The organism is Corynebacterium freiburgense, assembly GCF_030408815.1.
Classification (GTDB): Bacteria; Actinomycetota; Actinomycetes; order Mycobacteriales; family Mycobacteriaceae; genus Corynebacterium; species Corynebacterium freiburgense.
Genome location: NZ_CP047355.1, coordinates 2,381,181 through 2,402,509, shown reverse-complemented (window position 1 = coordinate 2,402,509; position 21,329 = coordinate 2,381,181). Strand labels below are relative to the sequence as shown.

General features: G+C 53.4%; 13 protein-coding genes. 4 read left to right on the top strand and 9 right to left on the bottom strand.

All coding sequences use genetic code 11. From position 1 onward, the window contains the following. Nucleotides 1-73: 73 nt before the first annotated feature. Entirely contained in the window at nt 74-9,097 is a 9,024-nt protein-coding gene (locus CFREI_RS10785; RefSeq protein WP_027013531.1) for a type I polyketide synthase, read from the top strand. Nucleotides 9,098-9,421: 324 nt separating this feature from the next. Here the strand turns inward: CFREI_RS10785 and CFREI_RS10780 are convergent, their stop codons facing one another. Genes CFREI_RS10780 through CFREI_RS10765 form a run of 4 tightly spaced genes read right to left on the bottom strand, consistent with a single transcriptional unit; the run spans nt 9,422 to nt 13,681 of the window. Next, a complete protein-coding gene (locus CFREI_RS10780) occupies nt 9,422-10,525 on the bottom strand; it encodes a twin-arginine translocation signal domain-containing protein (RefSeq protein ID WP_051256120.1) in 1,104 nt (367 codons plus the stop codon). Then, the gene (locus CFREI_RS10775) at nt 10,525-11,919 is read right to left on the bottom strand and encodes a glycosyltransferase family 2 protein (protein WP_084170851.1); all 1,395 of its coding nucleotides are present in this window, start codon (nt 11,917-11,919) and stop codon (nt 10,525-10,527) included. The genes CFREI_RS10780 and CFREI_RS10775 overlap by 1 nt, the downstream gene beginning before the upstream one ends. 8 nt (nt 11,920-11,927) lie before the next feature. Then, nucleotides 11,928-12,773, bottom strand: coding sequence for an ATP-grasp domain-containing protein (locus CFREI_RS10770; RefSeq protein ID WP_027013530.1), 846 nt, complete (start codon nt 12,771-12,773; stop codon nt 11,928-11,930). Then, complete coding sequence (locus tag CFREI_RS10765; RefSeq protein ID WP_051256119.1) at nt 12,773-13,681, bottom strand: PIG-L deacetylase family protein; 909 nt, start codon at nt 13,679-13,681, stop codon at nt 12,773-12,775. Before CFREI_RS10765 ends, CFREI_RS10770 begins: the two co-directional genes overlap by 1 nt. A gap of 727 nt (nt 13,682-14,408) precedes the next feature. Between CFREI_RS10765 and acpS the strand changes: the two genes are divergently transcribed. After that, nucleotides 14,409-14,855, top strand: coding sequence for a holo-ACP synthase AcpS (gene acpS / locus CFREI_RS10760; RefSeq protein WP_035112550.1), 447 nt, complete (start codon nt 14,409-14,411; stop codon nt 14,853-14,855). Here the strand turns inward: acpS and CFREI_RS10755 are convergent. From CFREI_RS10755 to bcp, 3 genes are read right to left on the bottom strand one after another with little or no spacing between them, the layout of a single operon-like run. After that, nucleotides 14,804-15,373, bottom strand: coding sequence for an isochorismatase family protein (locus CFREI_RS10755; protein WP_027013527.1), 570 nt, complete (start codon nt 15,371-15,373; stop codon nt 14,804-14,806). The genes acpS and CFREI_RS10755 overlap by 52 nt on opposite strands. 60 nt (nt 15,374-15,433) lie before the next feature. Then, a complete protein-coding gene (locus tag CFREI_RS10750) occupies nt 15,434-16,078 on the bottom strand; it encodes a TetR/AcrR family transcriptional regulator (protein ID WP_027013526.1) in 645 nt (214 codons plus the stop codon). Between the two features lie 30 nt (nt 16,079-16,108). Then, nucleotides 16,109-16,579 carry a thioredoxin-dependent thiol peroxidase gene (gene bcp / locus CFREI_RS10745; protein ID WP_027013525.1) on the bottom strand — a complete coding sequence of 157 codons (471 nt, stop codon included), beginning with the start codon at nt 16,577-16,579 and terminating at the stop codon, nt 16,109-16,111. A 235-nt stretch (nt 16,580-16,814) separates the two neighbouring features. On the opposite strand from bcp, the gene CFREI_RS10740 reads away from it, so the two are divergent. Together CFREI_RS10740 and CFREI_RS10735 are read left to right on the top strand one after the other, a co-directional pair. After that, complete coding sequence (locus CFREI_RS10740; protein ID WP_027013524.1) at nt 16,815-17,090, top strand: DUF3618 domain-containing protein; 276 nt, start codon at nt 16,815-16,817, stop codon at nt 17,088-17,090. Between the two features lie 202 nt (nt 17,091-17,292). Further along, nucleotides 17,293-18,117: a tyrosine-type recombinase/integrase gene (locus tag CFREI_RS10735; RefSeq protein ID WP_027013523.1), complete on the top strand. Its 825-nt coding sequence runs from the start codon at nt 17,293-17,295 to the stop codon at nt 18,115-18,117. Here the strand turns inward: CFREI_RS10735 and CFREI_RS10730 are convergent. Then, nucleotides 18,114-19,262, bottom strand: a complete 1,149-nt coding sequence (locus tag CFREI_RS10730) for a hypothetical protein (protein WP_027011473.1) — start codon at nt 19,260-19,262, stop codon at nt 18,114-18,116. The genes CFREI_RS10735 and CFREI_RS10730 overlap by 4 nt on opposite strands. Further along, complete coding sequence (locus tag CFREI_RS10725) at nt 19,256-21,283, bottom strand: phage tail tape measure protein (protein ID WP_051255731.1); 2,028 nt, start codon at nt 21,281-21,283, stop codon at nt 19,256-19,258. Before CFREI_RS10725 ends, CFREI_RS10730 begins: the two co-directional genes overlap by 7 nt. Between the last annotated feature and the right edge of the window lie 46 nt (nt 21,284-21,329).

Below are 21,329 nucleotides of genomic sequence, written 5' to 3'. Positions count from 1 at the left end.
GTGGCATATTTGTTTATCTAACAAAGTGGCACTTTGGTGTGCCCAAAATTCAACCAAGGGAGCGAGTTTTATCGTGACTGATCACCAGCGCTATTTCGGTACTGACTCCAAGTCAGAGAGCCTTCTTGGCCGCTTATCCAGCGAGCCTTTCGCTTTGAGCTTCTCTGGACAGGGTTTCGATTGGATCGGTACGCTTCGGGATTCGCTTGATACCGGTGTGCGCGAGGATGTTCGCCAGATTGTTGACGCGGCGTCGGAAATTGTTGCTCCCGTAATTGATGAGATTGTTGGTTCCCGCCCCCAGGGTTTTTTGCCATTGGAGTGGGCTGATCTTGCGGAGCCTGCTACGGATTATTCTCGTGCAGCTATCAGCGTTCCGGGTATTTTTCTATCTCAGATTGCAACCTTGATGGCGTTGGAGGCGCAAGGCCTTAATGCCGAGGATACGGTTGCAGTTATTGGGCATTCGCAAGGTGTACTGGGCCGCTTTTTATTGAATGACCCTGCCCGAGCTGCGGAGGCTCTGGCGTACGCGGAGCTTATTGGTGCTGCTGCTACGCGCACTGCATTGACCACGGGGTTGGTGTCGCAGGGGGATGGGCATGCCATGGTGATGGTTCAGGGGATTACGGATCAGCAGCTTGTGCAGACTATCGACGCCCTGTTCCCCGCCGAGACCACAGACATTGCGGAGTGCCCGAGCATTGGATTGCGCAATAGTCGGGATGCTTTTGTCCTTTCAGGCCGCCCCGCTGCGGTAAAACGTGTGTGTGATACGCTGCAGGCTTTGAGCGATAAGGATGTTCAGCAGATTGAAGCAAAGGTTCGAGGGGGCCGGCCGTTTTCTCCAACTTTTGTCCCATTAGATGTGGAGGTTGGTTTCCACCATCCAGCTCTCGCTCCTTCGGTCGAACTGGTTGCTGAATGGGCTGAAGTTTGTGGGCTGGATACTGAGGTAGCTCGCGCCTTGACTCAAGAGATTTTGATTGATCCGGTGGACTGGGTTGCCGCAGTTGAGGAGGCGGTTGACCTAGGCGCGAAGTGGATCCTTGAAGTGGGACCCGCCGGGGGTGTTGCAGCCTTAACAGAAGAGATCGTTGTCGGGCGTGGTGTTGGGGTGCTGGATATATCGAACGCGGAGGGGCAAGCCGCATTGTTTGATATTGGGCGTGCGCCTGCAGAACCACTTGATTTTGCTGAGTTTGCGCCGCGTGTCATTGCAGGCACTACACCGCGAATCGAAACTGCGTTTACACGGCTTACGGGACGTTCCCCAATGCTGCTTGCTGGTATGACGCCAACTACAGTTGATCCTGAAATCGTGGCCGCCGCGGCGAATGCGGGCCACTGGGCGGAGCTTGCTGGCGGCGGTCAGGTGACCCCTGAAATCCTGGATGCAAATATCCAAAAGCTCGATCAGCTGCTTGAGCCTGGCATTAATGCCCAGTTCAATTCAATGTTCTTAGATCCTTACTTGTGGAAGATGCAGATTGGCGGGAAGCGGCTAGTGCGTCGCGCGCGCGCCAATGGTGCCCCAATTGACGGCATTGTGATTACGGCAGGTATGCCAGACCATGACGAGGCAGTGGAATTGATTCGCGAACTTCGCGCCGAAGGTTTCCCGTGGGTCTGTTTTAAGCCGGGTGCTGTTTCGCACATTAATAAGGTTTTGGCAATTGCTGCCGACGTCCCGGATGTGCCCGTTATTATGCAGGTTGAAGGCGGCAAGGCCGGTGGGCACCACTCTTGGGAAGACCTGGATGAGTTGCTGATCGCTACTTATTCGAAGATTCGTGCACACCATAATGTGGTGCTTTGTGTGGGCGGTGGCATTGGCACTCCCGAACGTGCTTCCGAATATCTTACGGGTTCATGGGCGGAGCACTATGGTCTGCCCGCAATGCCGGTGGACGGCATTTTGGTTGGTACTGCCGCTATGGCGGCAAAGGAAGCGAAGACGTCGCCTGCGGTCAAACAATTGCTTGTGGATACTCAAGGTATTGATGCTTGGGTGGGTGCTGGCCAAGCGCAAAATGGCATGGCCTCTGGGCGCTCACAATTGGGTGCAGATCTCCATGAGATCGATAACTCATTCGCTCGTGCTGGGCGGTTGCTCGATGAGGTTGCTGGTGATGACGCTGCGGTAGCAGAACGCCGTGAAGAAATCATTGCGGCTATTGGCCAGACTTGTAAGCCATACTTCGGTGATTTGGCCGAAATGACCTATGAGCAGTGGTTGCGCCGCTACCTTGAGCTTTCCGGTCCGATCGATGGAGAGTGGATCGACGCTTCGTGGGAGCGCCGCTTTACAGAGATGATTGAGCGCGCCGAAGCCCGACTCACCGATATTGACCACGGGTTATTCACCCCGCAAGTTGAGGTAAAGGGCGAGCCGACCGCGGTCGTCGATACGCTTATTGCGGCCTATCCAAACGCGGCTACCGACGCCCTGCACCCTGCAGATGTCACGTGGTTCCTGGCGCTCGCCCGCACACCAGGCAAGCCAGTGAACTTCGTTCCTGTAATCGATCGCGATGTTCGGCGTTGGTGGCGTTCTGATTCCTTGTGGCAAGCCCATGATCCTCGCTACTCGGCCGATGAAGTGTGCGTAATTCCTGGACCTGCAGCTGTTGCAGGCATTACTCGCGTGGATGAGCCAATTGCGGATCTACTTGCACGTTTTAATCAGGCAACGATTGATTTGCTAACCCCTGAAGCTCCGAAGTCGCAAAGCATTATCGAACGTGTGCTCAATGCTCCGGGAACCTGGTGGGCTGGTCGCAATACCACTTCACTTATTGCTCGCCTGGGTGACCAATCCGCATGGGTTGTCGAAGGCGTGACAGCTTCTCATGCGCCAACCGGTGCTACACTGCGTCAACTTGACGAACACCACGCAGAGCTTGTGGTGCCACTTGCTGGTTCCACCGCATTCGGCACGATCGCAGACCTTAAGATTCGAATCACCGTTCCAGAATTGCCGAGTGCTGTTCCGCAGGTCACTCGAGAAGATGCTGAGGCGGCAATGAGCGAGCTTACCCGCATTGCTGCTGGTGGCACATTAGCAGCAGTATCCGATGGCGTGGCCACCTGGTCTACACGTATAGATGCCTCCCACGTCGCCGATTACGCAAATGTCACCGCAGGCTACCTTCCGAACACTATTACGGCATCAGGAATTGCCCCAGATGTACTTGTTGGACGCGCTTGGCCAGCGGTATTTGCTGCCGTCCACAATGCGGTTATTCCTGGAACAAAAGATCACCGCGTAGTAGAAGGCATGTTGAGTTTGGTGCATTTGGAGCACCACATTACATTGCTGCGTGAATTGCCAGAATTCACCGATAATGTGCTCGATATTACCGCCACCACTGATGAAATTGACGATACCGATATTGGCCGCATTATCGTGGTTCGATGCAAAATTTCCTGCGATAAGGTGCCGCTCGCAACTCTGACCGAACGCTTCGCTGTGCGCGGACGTACCGGCAAATCGACTGCGCGGACCAATACATCGGTCTTGCCATCCGTTGTGGATACCCCACGCTCATTCCGGGCATTTGCGGAATTGACTGCCCCAATTAATCTGCATCCATTTGCCGTGGTGACTGGGGACCGAAACCCAATCCACGTTGCCGATAATGCCGCCGCACTTGCCGGTTTGCCTGGGGTAATCGTGCACGGCATGTGGACTTCTGCAATGGGTGAGCTTGTGGCCACCGGGGCGTTTGCAGATGAAAACACCACCACAAAAGCTAAAAAAGTTGTGGAATATACGGCCACAATGCTTTCTCCGGTTATGCCCGGTGCGAAAGTCGAATTTATGGTTGAACGTTCCGGTGTAGATAATCGCCCGGGTTGTGGCGAAGTCCGGGAAGTAACCGCCACCGTTGATGGCTCCCCGGTGCTTACTGCTACTGCAGTGATGGCAGCACCACGAACCTTCTATGCCTTCCCAGGCCAAGGTATTCAATCGCAGGGAATGGGCATGGATGCGATGGCATCGTCTGCCGCAGCTCGTGATGTTTGGGAGCGGGCAGACCGCCACACCCGTGCAAAACTCGGCTTCTCCATTCTCGAAATTGTGCGCAATAATCCAGAAGAAGTTGTGGTGCATGGTGAGCGTTTCTTCCATCCACAAGGTGTACTATTCCTTACGCAATTTACCCAGGTAGCTATGGCTACATTGGGCGTTGCACAGGTGGCCGAGATGCGGGAAGCCTCCGCATTGAATCAGCGGGCATTTTTTGCTGGTCACTCGGTTGGTGAATACAATGCACTCGCCGCATATTCAGGTGTTTTATCTCTTGAATCTGTGGTCGAAATTGTCTACCGCCGTGGATTGACTATGCACCGCTTGGTTGATCGTGACGCAAATGGTAATTCGAATTACGCGCTGGCCGCATTGCGTCCGCATAAAATCGGTGTCGGTGCCGATGAAGTGTTTGATTATGTGGCACGTATTTCGGAAGATTCCGGAGAATTCCTTGAGATTGTGAATTACAATCTTGCCGGGTTGCAGTATGCAGTTGCGGGAACAGTAGCTGGCTTGGCTGCCCTCGGTAAAGCTGCAGAAGCAGCGGCACCAGGACAGCGTGGCCTTATTATGATTCCGGGCATTGACGTTCCATTCCACTCATCGGTGCTACAAGATGGCGTTAATGATTTCCGTACACACTTAGATGCGCTTCTGCCACACACCGTAGACCTTGATGTTTTGGTCGGTCGGTATATTCCAAACCTTGTGGCGCGCCCATTCGAGCTCACCGAGGACTTTACGCAATCCATTGCTGAGGTTGTTGATTCGCCATATATCAATGACATTCTTGCGGATTTCGACGCCGCGGCAGCCGACGAGCAAACCCTCGCCCGAACGCTTCTTATTGAGCTTTTGGCTTGGCAATTTGCTTCCCCGGTGCGGTGGATTGAAACGCAAGACTTGGCACTGACCAAGCTGGGTGTTGAGCGATTCGTAGAGGTAGGTGTTGGTTCTTCACCAACCATTGCGAATATGATGGCGCAAACTTTGCGGTTGCCCGCATACCGCGACATTGATATCGAAGTGCTCAATGTAGAGCGGGAACGCGCGATTGTATTCGCCTCTGATGCGATCGTCCGTGAGGTTCCGGCTGCAGAAGCCGAAGCTGCCGAGGCATCAGAACCAGTTTCGATCGAAGAAAACCAGGCAACGCAAAACACGGAAGCCACCTTTGCTACCGCACCAGCCCCTGCGGCTGGTGGCGCACGCCCGGATGATATTGAATTCACACCTGCGCACGCAACCGCAATGCTGATTTCATTGTGGACTAAAGTCCGCCCGGATCAAATGGGCGCTTCAGATTCAATCGAAACTTTGGTTGAGGGCGTAAGTTCACGGCGTAATCAGTTGCTTTTGGATCTTGGCGTGGAATTCGGTTTGGGTGCTATTGATGGTGCTGCCGATGCCGAACTCAATGATCTTTATGCCACAGTGACTCGAATGGCAAAGGGCTACACCCCATTCGGACCAGTATTGTCTGATGCGGTAGCTGATTCCTTGCGTCGTATTACCGGACCTACCGGTAAAAAAGCTGGGTATATCTCCGAACGTGTGACCGGTATTTGGCAATTGGGTTCGGGCTGGGCCAGCCATGTGACGGCGGCCGTTGTAATGGGTGCCCGTGAGGGCGCATCGCTGCGTGGTGGCGAACTAGCTACATTGTCGCCAGTATCACCAAGTTCCGCAGCGGACCTGGACACACTTATTGATGCCGCAGTTGCCCAGGTGGCTGCTGATCATGGTGTAGCGGTGGCTCTTCCATCAGCTGGTGGCTCTGGTGGCGGTGGAGTGGTAGATTCCGCTGCTCTTGGCGAGTTCGCCGAACAAGTCACTGGTAAAGCGGGTGTGTTGGCCGCAACTGCACGCACTATTTTGGCGCAATTAGGTTTGGATCACACGCCAAAGACCGCCGATATGACCGGGGAAGAAGCAGACGCTGCTTTGTTCGAGTTGGTTTCTCGCGAATTGGGGTCCGATTGGCCTCGTATGGTTTCACAAAGCTTCGACGCCAATAAGGCTGTATTGCTTGATGACCGTTGGGCTTCTGCCCGTGAAGACCTCGCTCGAGTTGCCCTTGGTGAAGATATTTCAATAGATGTCACGGGTGCCGGTGAAGCAGTCGCTCGTCAAGCGGAATTCTGGGGTCTGAAAGACCTAGCCGCGCAAGCACGCTCTATAGAGGGGCTTGAATTCGCCCAGGAAGTAGCCGTTATCACGGGTGCTTCGCCAAATTCCATTGCGGCTGCAATTACGGCGCAACTATTACATGGTGGGGCGACTGTTGTAGTTACCACATCATCGCTGAACCATAAGCGCTTGACGTTCTACAAGGATCTTTACCGCGCATACGCACGCGGTAAGGCAGCATTGTGGGTGGCTCCGGCAAACCTAAATTCCTATACCGATCTCGATTCTGTAATCGAATGGATTGGTAGCGAACAAACCGCCACAATTAATGGCGAAAAGAAGGTACTCAAGCCAGCTTTGGTACCCACTGTGCTATTCCCATTTGCTGCTCCTCGAGTTACTGGCTCATTGGCGGATGCGGGGCCTCGGGCAGAAAATGAAATGCGCCTGCTCCTTTGGGCAGTTGAGCGATTAATCGCAGGTTTGTCTGAAATCGGTGTGGATACGCAGGTTGGTCGCCGACTCCATGTTGTCCTCCCAGGTTCCCCGAACCGCGGCCGCTTTGGTGGCGACGGCGCCTATGGTGAATCCAAGGCTGCGCTCGATGCCTTGGTGACCCGTTGGCATGCGGAACCGGTGTGGGGCGATCGCACTTCGCTCGTACATGCGCTTATTGGTTGGGTGCGGGGCACAGGCTTAATGGGCGGAAATGATCCGCTGGTCGAAGCTGTTGAGGCGGCTGGTGTAACCACGTTCTCCACCGATGAGATTGCCGAAAAGCTAGTCGCACAAATCGCCCCATCGGTGCGTATCGACGCCGCGACCGCTCCGGTGGTTGTGGATTTCACCGGTGGCCTTGGCGATGCTGACTTGAACCTTGCTGAGCTTGCCCGAAACGCTGCTGCCGGGGCGTCGACAAGCACTGGAAGAGAGGAACCGCGTTCTTTACGTGCGCTGCCGACCCCGTACCGCCGCATTGTGCAGACCGAACCTTCGTTCACCAGCGGAGTTACTCAAAAGCTGGACGATATGGTGGTCATTGTTGGTGCAGGTGAACTAGGGCCACTGGGGTCCTCACGCACCCGTTTTGATGCCGAACTCACCGGCGATCTTACTGCGGCCGGTGTTGTTGAACTTGCATGGACTATGGGGCTTATCCAATGGGAAGACGGCTCCTGGATTGATGGTGATGGCGCGGAAGTGGCCGAATGCGATATTTACGATCGCTTCCACGATGAAGTCATGGCGCGCGTGGGTGTACGTCGCTACCATAATGACTTTGGCATGGTGGATAATCTTGCCCCAGAGCTCACTACCATTTACCTTGACCGTGATCTGCACTTTAGCGTCGCCGACCAGACAACCGCACGCACATTCGTAGAATCTGAACCAGAAAGCACCTCCGCCTGGTTCGATGAAGAAACAGGCGAGTGGACTGTAGTGCGGCGCGCCGGGTCCGCAATTCGCGTGCCTCGCCGTATGGCCATGAGCCGATTTGTCGGTGGTCAAATTCCGGAAGGTTTCGATCCTGCCGTCTATGGAATTCCCGCAGATATGATCGATAACCTCGATCGCGTAGCCCTATGGAATATTGTCTGCACCATTGACGCCTTCCTAGCTTCTGGATTCTCACCTGCGGAACTTATGCGGGCTATCCACCCAACACGGGTTTCCTCAACACAGGGAACCGGTATGGGTGGTATGGAATCCATGCGTGCCCTCTACGTTGATGGTCTTCTTGCAGAACCACGCCAAAACGATATTTTGCAAGAAGCACTCCCGAACGTAATGGCGGCACACGTTATGCAATCCTATGTGGGCGGCTACGGGCAAATGATCCACCCTGTTGCAGCCTGTGCAACCGCAGCGGTTTCCGTCGAAGAAGGCATGGATAAAATCCGCCTTGGTAAGGCAGACTTTGTTGTCGCTGGTGGCCTCGACGATCTTTCCATCGAAGGTATTACCGGTTTCGGTGATATGGCGGCAACCGCACCATCAGCTGAACTTGCGGCCAAAGGAATCGAAGACCGCTACTTCTCTCGCGCCAACGATCGACGCCGCGGAGGCTTTATTGAATCCGCCGGTGGCGGCACAATCCTCCTCGCCCGTGGGTCGCTTGCCGCAGACCTCGGACTCCCAGTTCTTGGTGTAGTCGGCTTTGCCGAATCATTTGCAGATGGTGCCCACACCTCCATCCCGGCACCAGGACTCGGCGCCCTTGGCGCAGCCCAAGGCGGACCAGACTCGCGGCTTGCACAAGCCATGAAAGCCCACGGCGTAGCAGTAGATGAAATCAGTGTTATTTCCAAGCACGATACTTCCACTACCGCTAATGATCCGAACGAGTCTGACCTGCACGAACGCATGGCAACCGCAATGGGGCGTGATGCTGGCAACCCACTGTTTGTTGTCTCTCAAAAGACTCTGACTGGTCATGCAAAGGGCGGCGCCGCAGCATTCCAAATCATTGGACTTACCCAGGTCCTACGCTCCGGCATTATCCCGCCAAACCGTTCATTGGACTGCGTAGATCCAGTATTGGCGCAACACCAACGGCTTGTCTGGCTGCATAAGCCACTATCCTTTACCGCAAAAGCCGGTTTGGTCACCTCCCTGGGATTCGGACACGTATCAGCCATAATCGGCGTAGTACACCCAGGGGCATTCGCCCAAGCGCTCCGCCAAGAACGAGGTGAAACTGCAGTAGCCAATTGGCAAAACACCGCAGAACAACGCGAAACCAATGGGTTGCGCCGGATCCTCAATGCAATGCACGGAAACGGAGAACTATTCGAACGGCCAGTAGACCGCAACCTTGGCGGTAGCGGCAATAAAGCCAAAGAACGCGAAGCAGCAATCCTCCTCGATGCAGGTGCCCGCCTTATCGACGGTGTGCTCCGCACCAGCGACGAAATCAAAATAGATAAGTAGTCTCTGGCAAGCCAAAACCCCCGGTGTGTGCCAGTTTTACTTGCACTGCGCTGGGGGGTTTGGGCTTGGGTCGGTTTGGGCTGGGCCGGCTTGGGCCTCGCGCAGATTAGTTGCGCAATGCTGGTTACCTGGGGATTGTCGTTTAATACACCATCTTGTGTGCAATTGGTGTGTTTGGCGACAACTCAGCCCCGGATGGGTGAAAATGAACAGTGAAAATGAACAGCTCCATCTCGCATTTTGTGTTGCGGTGAGGGCCGTCATGAGCTGCCACCATATTCCCTCCAATTCACCGCCCCCAACCCGCACCCCAACCCATTCCTCTCAGTCCGGCCGCCAGATTTCTTCGAGTACTTTCCAGTGCTCGGGGGTCATAAGTTTGGCGGGGGAGACGGATACTGCGTTTGCTCCGCCTTGGGCTGCTGCTTGGAGGCTTGCGCGGAGGTCGTCTGGTGTAATGGTTTGATTGTTTTTTGTGCCCCACAGTCCGGTGGACATAACGAATCGGTCGCCGTAGTTGTTATGGAGTGCGGCTGCGATTTTCCGCCCGTACTTTGGGGATTTTTCATTGATTCCGAAGTAGTTCCAGATGACTATTCGGTCTGCTTTTTGTAGGAGTAGTTCGTAGTTGTGGCCGGATTCGGAGCGGTCGCCTGTGGGGTCTTCCCAGGGGGCGCGGACGTCGATGTCGATATTGGTGTTGCTGTCGTTGAGTTCTTTGTGGAGTGTGCTTACCAGGTGTGCTAGTGATTTGGATCGCCATTCTCCTATGGAGTCGTGGCGTTCGTCGATATTGCCGTTGCTGCGGCGGGGCCAGTCGTCGGCGTCCATGGTGCGTTTGTAGTGTTTTAGGTCGTCGTCGCCAAAGGTGGCGTCATCAAACATCAGTTCGGTAAGGGCAATGCTGTGGGGTTCGTAACGGGCGGCAAGGTCTTTTACAAGCCGAGCTATTCGCTTTGCGACGTCCCCGTCCGTTAAGGCCGCCACGCTGGCAAACTCGCTGGAGCGCTTTCCGGCAGTGGTTTTTCCTGCTAGTTTCGGATTTTCTTGGATCCATCCAGGTAGCAGTGTGTCGAGCGTCAGTGTGATTTTATGGTCGTCTGGGAGGAATGGCTTAAGCTCTTTGAGTGCTTTTTCGATATAGTCTTCGCCGGTTTCTTGGACAAGGCTCGCGCTAATGTCTGGGTTTTCATCCCATTCGAATGCGAGCCAATCGGGGCGACCAATTGCTAAACTCACTGCATTTACGTGAGCTTTTTGGAGTTGCTCACCGTGTTTACGCCACTTGGTATTGGAAGTGACCACGTCCTCGAACCCGAAATTGATTGAGCGTTCATGAGGAATTGGGGTTCGCATAGAACATCCACCTAGAATCGCAGCGGCCGTTGCAGTTGTTGTAGCAAATAGAAATTGTCGCCGATTAAGCATTAGACTCCTGTGAGTTCTTGTTTGCGTGCTGATTTCACAGTTGAATGCGTGCTTAGTTTTGGTTGTGGAGCATTCACTGGGTGAGTGGTTGGAATGCCCTGGTCGATCGGTGCCGATGTGCTTGTAGTGAGTTCCTTCGCTGATGAAGCGGGAGAAAGATTTTTAATCGTCACTACGCCAGTTCGCTCGAGTTTATTCCAACGGTTAGGCGCACGGCGCAATTCCAATATAAGTGCTTGGATCATTGTTAAACCAACAAAGGTCGAATATGCTGGCCACAATATTAGTGTCCATGCAAAGCGTAAATCCTGGTATGCCTTATTAAGCATAATTGCGTAAATAACAAGCATGACGGACACAAATAATCCCAGCCAAGCAAGTGTTTCCCACACACCATTGGGGAGCGGGCTTTCTGAGGTAAATACCAGAGGCAAGATCATAAAAGGAACAATTACCTGCAATATCGGAACCACGATCATGGTGATGGTATTAAATAAAAGATAAAAACCAAACATGCCATACCGGAAATTGCCAACCATATGGCGGTGCATCCATGTTGTTTGAAGTAGACCTCTAGCCCAGCGTACGCGTTGTTTCCAGAGCCCTCGAATTGTGGAGGGGGATTCCGCATAGACAAGCGCTTTCGGGGCGAAATTCACCGAATATCCATGTTTATGAATTCGCCACGTAAGTTCCAGATCTTCGCCCACCGTATCGGTGTTAAAGAACCCGGTTTTTTCTAAAACGTCTCGTCGGAATGCGCCAACATTTCCGGAAACAATTGGCATGCAATGCAGCATTGTAAGTGCGCGTCGAACCATGCCTGTTCCCACATGGCTAATAATTGCAAGGAGACGCGTCAATGTTCGGTCAATATTTACTGGTCGGTCATCGCCACACACCGCTCCTACATTTCGGGAATTAAAACCGAGCAGCATATGGGTGACGGTATCGGGTGAAAATAGTCCATCGGAGTCAACGAATAATAGAATGTCACCACGAGCTTTGGTTATCCCATAGTTCAGCGCGGCACCTTTTCCTTGGTTTTCTTGCCGGAAAAACCGCACATTATGAAAACGTTGCTCCAATTCCGCCATAATTTGTGGAGTTTGGTCTGTGGAGCCATCATCAATAAGTACTACTTCCAAATTGTGGTAATTGCTGTTCACAATTGAAACAACGCAGTTTTCCAGAACATTTTGTTCATTAAATCCCGGCACAATAACGCTGACCAGCGGTTCGAGTTCGATCATGGACCAGTGCTTTGTTTTGCGCCAGTAGGCGTTACGGATCTCAAACACCAAAGACAAAGGCACGAATGTTAGTTTGATTAGCCCGCAGACAAGGATAATCAGACCGAAGGTTAAAACCACTGTTGATAATACGGTTGTCATGATTGTCTTTACTTCACCTTGAGATCTTCAAATAAACCACCCAGAATTTCTGGGGCTAGTTCACTATTTGCGCCAAACCTTGCATTGACTTCTAGTACAACTGGCGCTCCGGATGCATTGATTCGAACATCAATATCGATGGGTCCTACGAGGCCCATTGCTTTGGCTGTGCTTTGTGCGAGAGTCGCTATGGCGGGCACGGATTCATTCGGTATACGAACTGTCGCATCTTGTTCTTTTTGGACTACCGCCACTGTTGATGTTTTTCTGCTTTGGGGAACGAATACCATTGGGGCATATTCGGCTCCGGGGGCGAAGGCTTGGAGGATTACGGAATCATCAATCTGCGCCCAATTGAGGTCACTAGGTTGTCTTATTACCTGGAATCCCCGGCCCCCGCGGCCAATTCTGGGTTTAAGAGCGAAAACATTGCCAAAATGCTGAAGTGCCGCTTCAATATTGGGGAACTCACTCGGCAGTGCGAATTCTGGAGTTGCCACGCCGGCTTGTTGCAGGCGTTGCATTGTGAGGTATTTGTCGTGGGCGCAGGCGACAGCGTCGGGTGCGCCAATAACCACTGGGATGGGTGCGAAAAACTCGCGATTATGAGCAATAATTGTGAGTTCTTCTGCCACCGTCGGAATAATGAAATCTACGTTGTGGGCGACGGCTAGAGACCGAAGGTGCGGCAGCATTTCTGGGTCGGTGGCTGCGGGTACCGTCGCAAAAGCGGCGAGTCGAGGGTCGGAGACCTCGGTCAAATCAACTCCGTATACGGCGTGCCCGCGGGCGACTAGTTGGGTGGTTAAAGCTTTTCCAGCTGGTCCTCCGATTCCAGTGACCAGAAAACGCATTAGATTCCTTCCAGTGATGAATCAACAAGACGCACTATTTCAAACCCTTCAGCAAAGCGCATTTTGGCCTGTGATCCGCGGAATGCTGCGATTCCACGCACGTGATCTGGGCCCATATATGGTTTGTTTAGTTGGTCTTTGTGCTGCTCAACGGCATGGACTTTTACATTCACGTACTCGGAGAGATCCACAAAGAATGATGGGTCAAATTCGCGGGTGGAGGATGGGCTTTCGTAGCACAGCACGGAAGGGTGACGTCGAGCCGCACGAAGTGTTGCATAATGCACCGCTTGGTGGTCTTGATGCTGATCGTTTTTTGAATGGGTAAAAATCACATCCGGCTGAAATTCATTGATTTTATTTTCAATGGTTTGCACGAGCTCAACTTCGTGCTTTGCCAATTCTGTATCCGTGAATTTGTGTACGTCTATTTTAGAAATACCCATAAATCTTGCACCGTTTCGGGCTTCATTTGGCCGAATCGCTGCATTGCCTCCAACTTGTCCATCGCACATGACTATTGCATGAATAATATGGCCCGCATCAGTTAATTTTGCAAGGGTGCCACCACAAGCTATTTCGAGGTCATCTGGGTGTGCGCCAATTGCGAGGATTCTTAGAGATGATTGGGATACTGGGCAATGTATTTTCTGCCGTGCAGTAAGAAAGATAAGAATTACCAACCCGGTATAAATAATGCCATTTGTTACTTGATTCATGGCCGGGCGGTCGGGGATAAACAACATTGCAAGCTGGGAAAAGAAAACTAGCAATGCAATGCCAAGATACATCCAATGCAGTTTTTTGCCGTTTTGGAAATTGCGGAGGAACCACAATTTTTGCTGAGGTTGGAACAGGTAAATGGTTAAGGCTAATGCTGCGATAGCGCCAAGGGTGTGAGCGTACATTTTTAGGTACCTTCAAGGGCTAAAGGGCGGGGTGAAATGGGCACGAGCACGTGCGGCACAACCTTGATAGCTAGCTTCATCCCAAGCTCCTCTATCTCAGGTGCTACACGCACTCTACTTCATTTTCTTTGACAATACTATTAGGAAATTGCGAGAAAAACGTTAGCACAGTGACGTAATCGTGGTAATCCCTCGTTGTTTAAAATGAAAGAAAATTAATCAACCACAATCTGAGTCGGTAATGAAAAACTTGGGCTATACACCTGTGCTCGCTCATATAACAATTCAGGATAAAAATTATAAAATCTACAGCTAACTCAGGATTGAAGGCTAAAAGCCAGTTCAGCCGCATTGTAGATGCACAGTAAAAACTCAGGATTTTTATCTTTGGAAAATCGGCCTGTAATGCTAATTGTAAGACAGTAACGCCACAATATTTGTCATGTATTTATCGAATATTGCGATTAAACCGCCTGCTTGGTAGCACTCTTGGGGTCAAATATTCTGTATTAAATAAATCAATCGGAAAGCGTAAAGCGTCCACAATAGCCTCCGTTTATGGGCCCTAATATAGGGGGCATGGAGTCAGGGCTTCTTTATAGACATCAAAAATGTGAATGATCCACAAGGTTGAGAAAGTATCCCCCGTTAAGTAACCCCGTTTTCTCAGGTTTGGGGTATTACGCTTTGCTGTGGCTGGCTGGGGAGCTTCCTCTAGAATCTCAGTATGGTCGCAAGCAATGGGGTGTTTCTTCCCGCTACGGGGATTGATATCGTGCAGATTTCTGGTTTTCGGGAGCAATTGGAGCAACCGGGTAGCCGGTTTTCGGGTGTGTTTAGCGCTTATGAATTGCGGCGGGCGCGGAAATATACCGGCGTGCGGGAGGTGGAGCATCTTGCAGGTCGGTGGGCGGCTAAGGAGGCGTTTATTAAGGCCTGGTCACAAGCGCTTTTTGGGAGGCCTCCGGTGATTGCTCCGGAGGCATTGGATTGGTCTGAGATAGAAGTGCGGGCCGATGCGTATCACCGCGTTGAGTTGGCGCTCAGGGGTGCGGTAGGGGCGGCCGTCGAAAAGAGTGTGGGTGATGTGCGCACAAGCCTTAGCATCACCCACGATGGTGATTATGCGGCGGCCAGTGTTTTGCTTATCGACGCCCCGATCGCGCGGAGCTGATCTAGTGCGGCATCCTGGTCGCCTACGGCGGCGGTGAGGTCGGCAAGGACCTCGACTTCAAAGCCTTCTTGAAGGGCGTCGAGTGCGGTGGCTTTGACGCAGAAGTCGGTGGCGATTCCCACGATAGTGATATGGGTGATGTTTCGTTCCCGGAGCCAGTCTGCAAGGCTTGTGTCATCGTTGGCAAGGTGGCCTTCGAAGCCCGAGTAGGCTGCGGAATATTCTCCCTTATGGAAGACCGCTTCGATCAAGCTTGCGTCTAGATTTTTATGGAACTCTGCGCCGGGGGTGTCTGCGACGCAGTGGGCGGGCCAAGTGTCAATGAAGTCGGGGTGTGTGGAAAAGTGAGTGGCGGGTGAAATATGCCAGTCTTTCGTGGCAACAATGTGCGAATAGTAGTTTCCAGCTGCGCGGACATGTTCAGTGATGCCAGCCGCAACTCTTGATCCGTTGATGGTGGCGAGGGTACCACCCGGGCAGAAATCGTTTTGAACATCGACAATCACGAGTGCCTTCATGGGCACAATATAACCCAATTAAATAGCGCACAACAGGGTTGCTGGAAACCCACAGCAACCCTACATTGTCGCCACAGCAAACAAATATGCCAGGATCATACGTTTGATTTCCGCAACCGTGGTTTGGAAGCGTGGTTCATCTAATTTTTGATCCCGAACAGCATAGTTGAGCAGGGAAGATACCGTATGTACCAAAATCCCGGCCAATGCTAAGCGGTCCGAATCTGTGATCGTTGTCGCAAGTGGGCGCATCACTTTTGCTATGATCTCCAGCATCTCCCGTTCGGTCGCCGCAGCGGTGGCACGAGTCGCCGGAGTGGACTGGACAGCGTGCCATACCGCACGGCGCGAAGGATCATCGTGCCAAAGGGACGCAAGGTGATCAATAAACTCATCCAAGAAATCCGGCCATTGGAGCGCCGGTACGCGAGTCGAAAACTTGGACAGCTCAGAAACAATGCCCGCGGTATCCTGCCGGTCTAGCTCGCAAATCATTACATACTTATTGGCAAAGTACTGATATAGCGTCCCGATTGGAACACCTGCGCGGCGGGCAACCTCATCGAATGTAAAGGACTCAAAACCAACATCCACTAAAACGCCCCGAGCCGCCGCCAATATCCGTGAATACTTTTCACGGCTTCGCTGCTGCGCTGGACGTTTCCGAGGAACAAGGATTTCAGAATCCGATACTTGCTCTGCCATTACCTCATAGCCACCTAGAATTCGATCGGGCTATTCTACTTCCCTAAGCACGCGGGCAACGTGCCCCGTAGCGCGAACGTTATACATTGCTTGTTCGATTGTGCCATCGGCCCCAATAAGAAAAGTTGATCGAATAACACCCTGCACAATCTTGCCGTAGTTTTTCTTTTCCCCAAACGCACCCCAAGCTTTCATAACTTCCTTGTCTGGGTCCGAAAGCAAAGTGAAATTTAAATCATGATCGCTACGAAATACCGTAAGTTTCTCCGGTGAATCAGGGGAAATCCCAATAACATCAATATCTAGGCCCCGGAAATCAGCCAGACTATCCCGAAAATCACAGGCTTCTTTAGTGCATCCCGGGGTATTTGCCCGCGGATAGAAATACACAAGCACACGCTTGCCAGAATAATCAGCAAGGGAAACCATCTTGCCAGTATGGTCTTGGAGCGTAAAAGCAGGGGCAGTGTCACCAACCGCAAGGCGTGTCGAATCAGTCATGAAGTTAACAATACCTTGCGCCCCAATATTGGTGGGTACCCCCAAGTTAGAGTAAAAAACACCAGGATTTTTCCCAGGTAGCACCCCTTCAAATATGAGCTGCGCATACAATACATACAGTGTTGGGTGGGGCATGGAAAAGCAAACATTGGGGCGTGAGCGTGCACACACAACCATGATGAACTACCGTTAACAATAACTCGCTATAAACATCGACCTAGTTGTGGAGAACGAAGTGGCCCGCAATATTGACGCCATCCAACGTGACATCGAACGTACCCGCCGCCAATTAGCAGGCACCCTCGACCAGATTGCAGAACGCAGCCGACCCCAAAACCTTGTCCAAGACGCATCTAAAGGTGTTATGGAACGGCTTAAGGATCCACGCGTCCAAATGATCCTTGGGGGAGTGGCCGCAGTAGTGGTCTTGGGTATTGGGCTCAGCGTACGTCGAAACCGTAAGTACCATCGCGACCTTCGAGAGCTTCAGCTCCTCCTCGCACAACGCTAACGCGTATCGACGCACCCCCGCCTCACCGCACCAATATTAGTGCAGGTTGAGGCGGGTTTTGTGTATTATGCAAAAAACCAGAACAGAGGGTTTACCTCTATCCTGGTTTAAAATTGTGGGCCATCAGGGACTCGAACCCCGAACCCGCTGGTTAATGGCTATTCCTGCCTGACCTGCCATGATTTAGATTACGTTAAGTTGCATGAAATCTATTTCGTGCGGCTTAGATGCAGTTCTTCGGGGGTGGGGAGATGAAATGGTTGCCACAGGACGACGGCCGGGGACTGTGGCACTGAGAATGAGTCACGCGAAACGCTTCATAGAGCATATAAATGGAGATATTCAGCGGTTTACCCGTGGTGAGATCATCACGTGGATGGCTGGTCAGCAGTGGGCGCCAGCGACGCGGGCAAGTGCACGTGCATCTATTAGGATGCTGGGGAGGTGGATGTTCGAAAACGGTGTTATTTCCGTTGATCCAACGAATAAATTACCTACAGTCTTACTTCCTAGGGCAGTGCCATTGCCGGTTCCTGATCCCATAGTGTTGGCGGCGATTCGTGCCGCTGACGATCGTGTGCGAATTATGCTTGAGTTGATGGCGCTATGTGGGCTGAGAAGGGGAGAAGTTGCTAAAGTGCGCGCGGCTGATATTACCCGATCAGAGGGCGTATGGTTACTGAGGGTTGAAGGCAAGGGTGGGCACGTTCGCGTAGTACCTTGTCCTCCGCACTTAGGAAGACAAATTAGTGCAGTCGGTGGTTGGCTATTTCCAGGTCAATGTGAAGGGCATATTTCTGCTGCCCATGTGGGGAAGCTGGTTTCTCGTGCGTTGCCCGAAGATTGGACTGGCCATAAATTGCGTCATAGATTTGCAACCGCTGCGTATCGGGCAACACACGACATTCGTGCCGTTCAAGAACTTCTTGGCCATGCCAAGATTGAAACCACACGCGTTTATATAGGAGTTTCACCGAGTGCGTTGGGTGTCGCAGCTCGGGCGGCGTGGCGGATTGAGGGTGGTTAGGTTGGTGGGGTGCGCCAGATGGCGTTGACGGTGTGGGTGGTTTCGGTGGTGGTGACGGTGAGGGTGCCGCCGATGACGGTGAAGCAGGGGGGTGCGCCCATGATGGTGGCGATGGGGTCGCCGGCGATGCTGATGCCGGTGTGGAGGTCTTCCCATGGCAGCCAGCAGTACCTGTTTTCCCACCACGATGGCGCAATAAGTCGATCGGAGAATGTGAATTTTCTTGAGCCCGTGACCTGCAGCTTCCAGAGTGCGGTCATATCCTCCTTGTAGTCTGTGGTGTATACACCGTAGTCTGAAATGATTTTCATCACAGGACCGTGTCGGTCGGCGCGGTCGATGTCGATGATGATATGTCGTTTGGGCCCGATGACTGCGCCGGAGTTTTCTACCCAGATTAATTTTGTTCGGTGCTGGGGTCCGACACGGGCGGCGGCGGTGGAGATGACGTTGGTGGCGGGGAGTTCTGTCAGCCCACCCCAGGTCAGGCCGCGGGCGGCGCACGTGGATACACGCAACGTTTGATAGTCCGGTGACCAGCACGGATAGCTGCCCATGGGACGGCAAATCGATGCCTCGAGCCATTGGCGGATGGTGCGTTTTTCTTGCTTGTGGGATGCGGGATACAACTCCGGGTTGCCACTGACGGTGTACGCGCTGATGCCCAGGCGCGGCCGACCCTTTTTAATCAACCACTCGTTAATCATGGTTTTAGCATTATGAGCTTTCCGATCCCTCGGAAAAACATCAGGGGTGAGCCGGAAAATATCCTCATAATCAGTAGCTTCGATTGCGCGGATCAGCACGCGGCCGCCGTCCTCTGGCGGGTGGTTTGGGGTGATTTCCACCTCATCGACGTACCCCCGGAATACCGGGACAGTTTTGGGTTCTTTCGTTTGAGTAGTCGGCGTGGGAATATTCAGGTCAACCACTATTTTTTTGCGCATAAACTCTACGGCCGCACGCAGATCATCAGCAGAATCTGGGTAGTAAAGCTTGAGTGTGGCGGTGCGCGAGCGTGGTGGCTCGTTGAGTTCTTGACGCCCCCACGTCGTGGAAAACCCGGCAATCTCATAAAGTGGGATGCGCGTCCCCGCAATTGACACGCGCAAACCCCGCGCCAGCGGTGATCGTTGTTTTACCATGTTGTTTGCCGTTCACGGTCGCGATCGAGCAGCCGCCGGATTTGATCGGCGACAGCATCGGGGTCAAGGGCCCCAGTGATGGTGAAGTGGTTGTGTATTTCGGGTCGGGTGTGGTAAGAGAGTCGTCCGAGGCGCAGTGGTCGGCGGGGTGTGGCGGCGGCGGTGAGGATGGCTGCGGCCAGTGGCGCGGCGGTGAGGATGTGGGCTGGTGGGATCGTGCCGGTTAGATCTGGTGGGGTGTGGGTGGCGAAAATCTCACCCGCGTAGGTGGCGAGGTCGCCGAGGCTGACATTCGCGAGGCGATCGAGGAGTGCGTCAATCCAGTCGATGGTGTCGCGTACGGCCTGGATGAGGCGATTGTGTGCGGTGACGGCGAGGTCCATGGCCCCGCTGATGGCGTCGCCGGGGCGGGCGGCGAGGTCGATAAACTCGCTGACGATAGTGCTGGTGTCGTGCCATTTGTCGATGCACCAGTCCAGTGCTGTGCGGCTGGTTTCAGCCATGGTGCGCATCCCGTCGCCAACATCGGCGACTTTGGTGATGACGTATTCTGCGGCACTCGCACCGATGAGGGATGACAGGGCACCGTAGCCGTCATCACCGCCGTGGAACGCGGTCCAGACTTCTGACCATGAGGTTTTTAGGTTTGTGAGGGAGTCTCGGACATTGAGGACGAAGCCGATGGTGGTGTTGTCTTCTTCGATGCCGAGGGCTTGGCCGAGGGTGCCGGTGTAGTCGCCGTCGAAGATGAGGGAGCGTAGGCCAGTGATGGTGTCGGTCACCCAGGTCGCTTTGTCGTCGAGCCATCCGGTGGCGTTATTCCAGGTGTCTTCGGCTGAGTGCCACATTGAGTTCCAGGAGTCGGTCACCCAGGTCGCGCCGTCGTCGACAGCACCGGTGAACTTTTCCCATTCTTGGGTGCACCAGTTCCAGGCGGCGGTGAGTTGGTCACCGAGCCATGCTGCGCTGTCGCTGAGTGCGGTGGTAAATTGCTGCCAGAGTTGTTTACCGGTTTCTGTTTCAGTGAAAAACCACACCAGCGCCGCGATGACCGCAGCGATCGCCAGAACGATGAGCCCCAATGGGTTGGCGCTCATGACGACGTTGAGCGCGGTTTGGGCGATCTGCATCGCAGCGGTGGCGGTTTGCCAGGCTTTCACGACAGCGACCACACCCCAGAGTGCGGCGGTGATCCCGATGACGGCGCCGGCCATGGCTTGGAATTTTTCTGGGTTTTCGCCGACCCATTTGGCAAGCTCCGCGACTTTTTCTGCAGCTTGTGCCACGTATGGTAGGAGGGCTTCACCGAGGGAGGCTTTGGCGTTTTCCCAGGCGGCGTTAGCGCGTTGTTGTTGGCCGGCGGCGGTATCGGCTTCTCGGCTGAATGCGCCAACTGTGTCGGCGGTTTGTTGGTTCAGCAGCGTCAGGATGGCTTGGGTGCGGGCGGTTTTCGCGGCTTCGCCTTCGAGTTTATCGAGTCCTTGCGCGGCCAGTTCGGCTTGGATGGTGGATTCTTTGATGGACACGCCGTAGCGCTCGATCGGGTCGGCCTCGCCTTTCATGAGGGATGACAGTGCAGCGACTGCGTCGGCGGTGGTACCACCAAACGTGGCGGCGAGGTCAGCGCCTTTTTGAATGAGTTCATCAGTTTGGCCGACCAGCTCCCCTTGGGAGACGCCCATGTTTTTCAGCTGCGCCCCCATCACCGAGGCTAACTCTTGGTATTCGTTTTTGCTCAAACCGACGGCGCTGGATGCTTCTGCGGCGAGGGTTTTAATTGCTTCGGCTTGGTGTTTGTAAATGCTTTCTACCGCGCCGGTGGATTGTTGCAGGCTGCTCGCGGATTCGAATGCTTGCACGCCGAAGGCGATGACTGCGCCGGAGGCCACGCTCATGGCTTGGGCTGCGGAGGTGGCGCGTGATTGCAGTTTATCGATCCGGGTTTCGGCTTCATCGAATCCTTTGTTCGCGCCTTTTGCATCTGCCAAAATTTTGACAGAGAGCAGTGCTGTTTTACCCATTGTTGATTTCCTCTACCACGGCGACCGCAGTCGCGATCATCACATC

What these genes read in the sequence shown, in the direction of transcription:
- CFREI_RS10780 (WP_051256120.1), bottom strand. Translation starts at nt 10,525, where the DNA reads ATGCTTAATCGGCGACAATTTCTATTTGCTACAACAACTGCAACGGCC.
- CFREI_RS10775 (WP_084170851.1), bottom strand. Translation starts at nt 11,919, where the DNA reads ATGACAACCGTATTATCAACAGTGGTTTTAACCTTCGGTCTGATTATC.
- CFREI_RS10770 (WP_027013530.1), bottom strand. Translation starts at nt 12,773, where the DNA reads ATGCGTTTTCTGGTCACTGGAATCGGAGGACCAGCTGGAAAAGCTTTA.
- CFREI_RS10765 (WP_051256119.1), bottom strand. Translation starts at nt 13,681, where the DNA reads ATGTACGCTCACACCCTTGGCGCTATCGCAGCATTAGCCTTAACCATT.
- acpS (WP_035112550.1), top strand. Translation starts at nt 14,409, where the DNA reads ATGGTCGCAAGCAATGGGGTGTTTCTTCCCGCTACGGGGATTGATATC.
- CFREI_RS10755 (WP_027013527.1), bottom strand. Translation starts at nt 15,373, where the DNA reads ATGAAGGCACTCGTGATTGTCGATGTTCAAAACGATTTCTGCCCGGGT.
- CFREI_RS10750 (WP_027013526.1), bottom strand. Translation starts at nt 16,078, where the DNA reads ATGGCAGAGCAAGTATCGGATTCTGAAATCCTTGTTCCTCGGAAACGT.
- bcp (WP_027013525.1), bottom strand. Translation starts at nt 16,579, where the DNA reads ATGACTGATTCGACACGCCTTGCGGTTGGTGACACTGCCCCTGCTTTT.
- CFREI_RS10735 (WP_027013523.1), top strand. Translation starts at nt 17,293, where the DNA reads ATGAAATCTATTTCGTGCGGCTTAGATGCAGTTCTTCGGGGGTGGGGA.
- CFREI_RS10730 (WP_027011473.1), bottom strand. Translation starts at nt 19,262, where the DNA reads ATGGTAAAACAACGATCACCGCTGGCGCGGGGTTTGCGCGTGTCAATT.
- CFREI_RS10725 (WP_051255731.1), bottom strand. Translation starts at nt 21,283, where the DNA reads ATGGGTAAAACAGCACTGCTCTCTGTCAAAATTTTGGCAGATGCAAAA.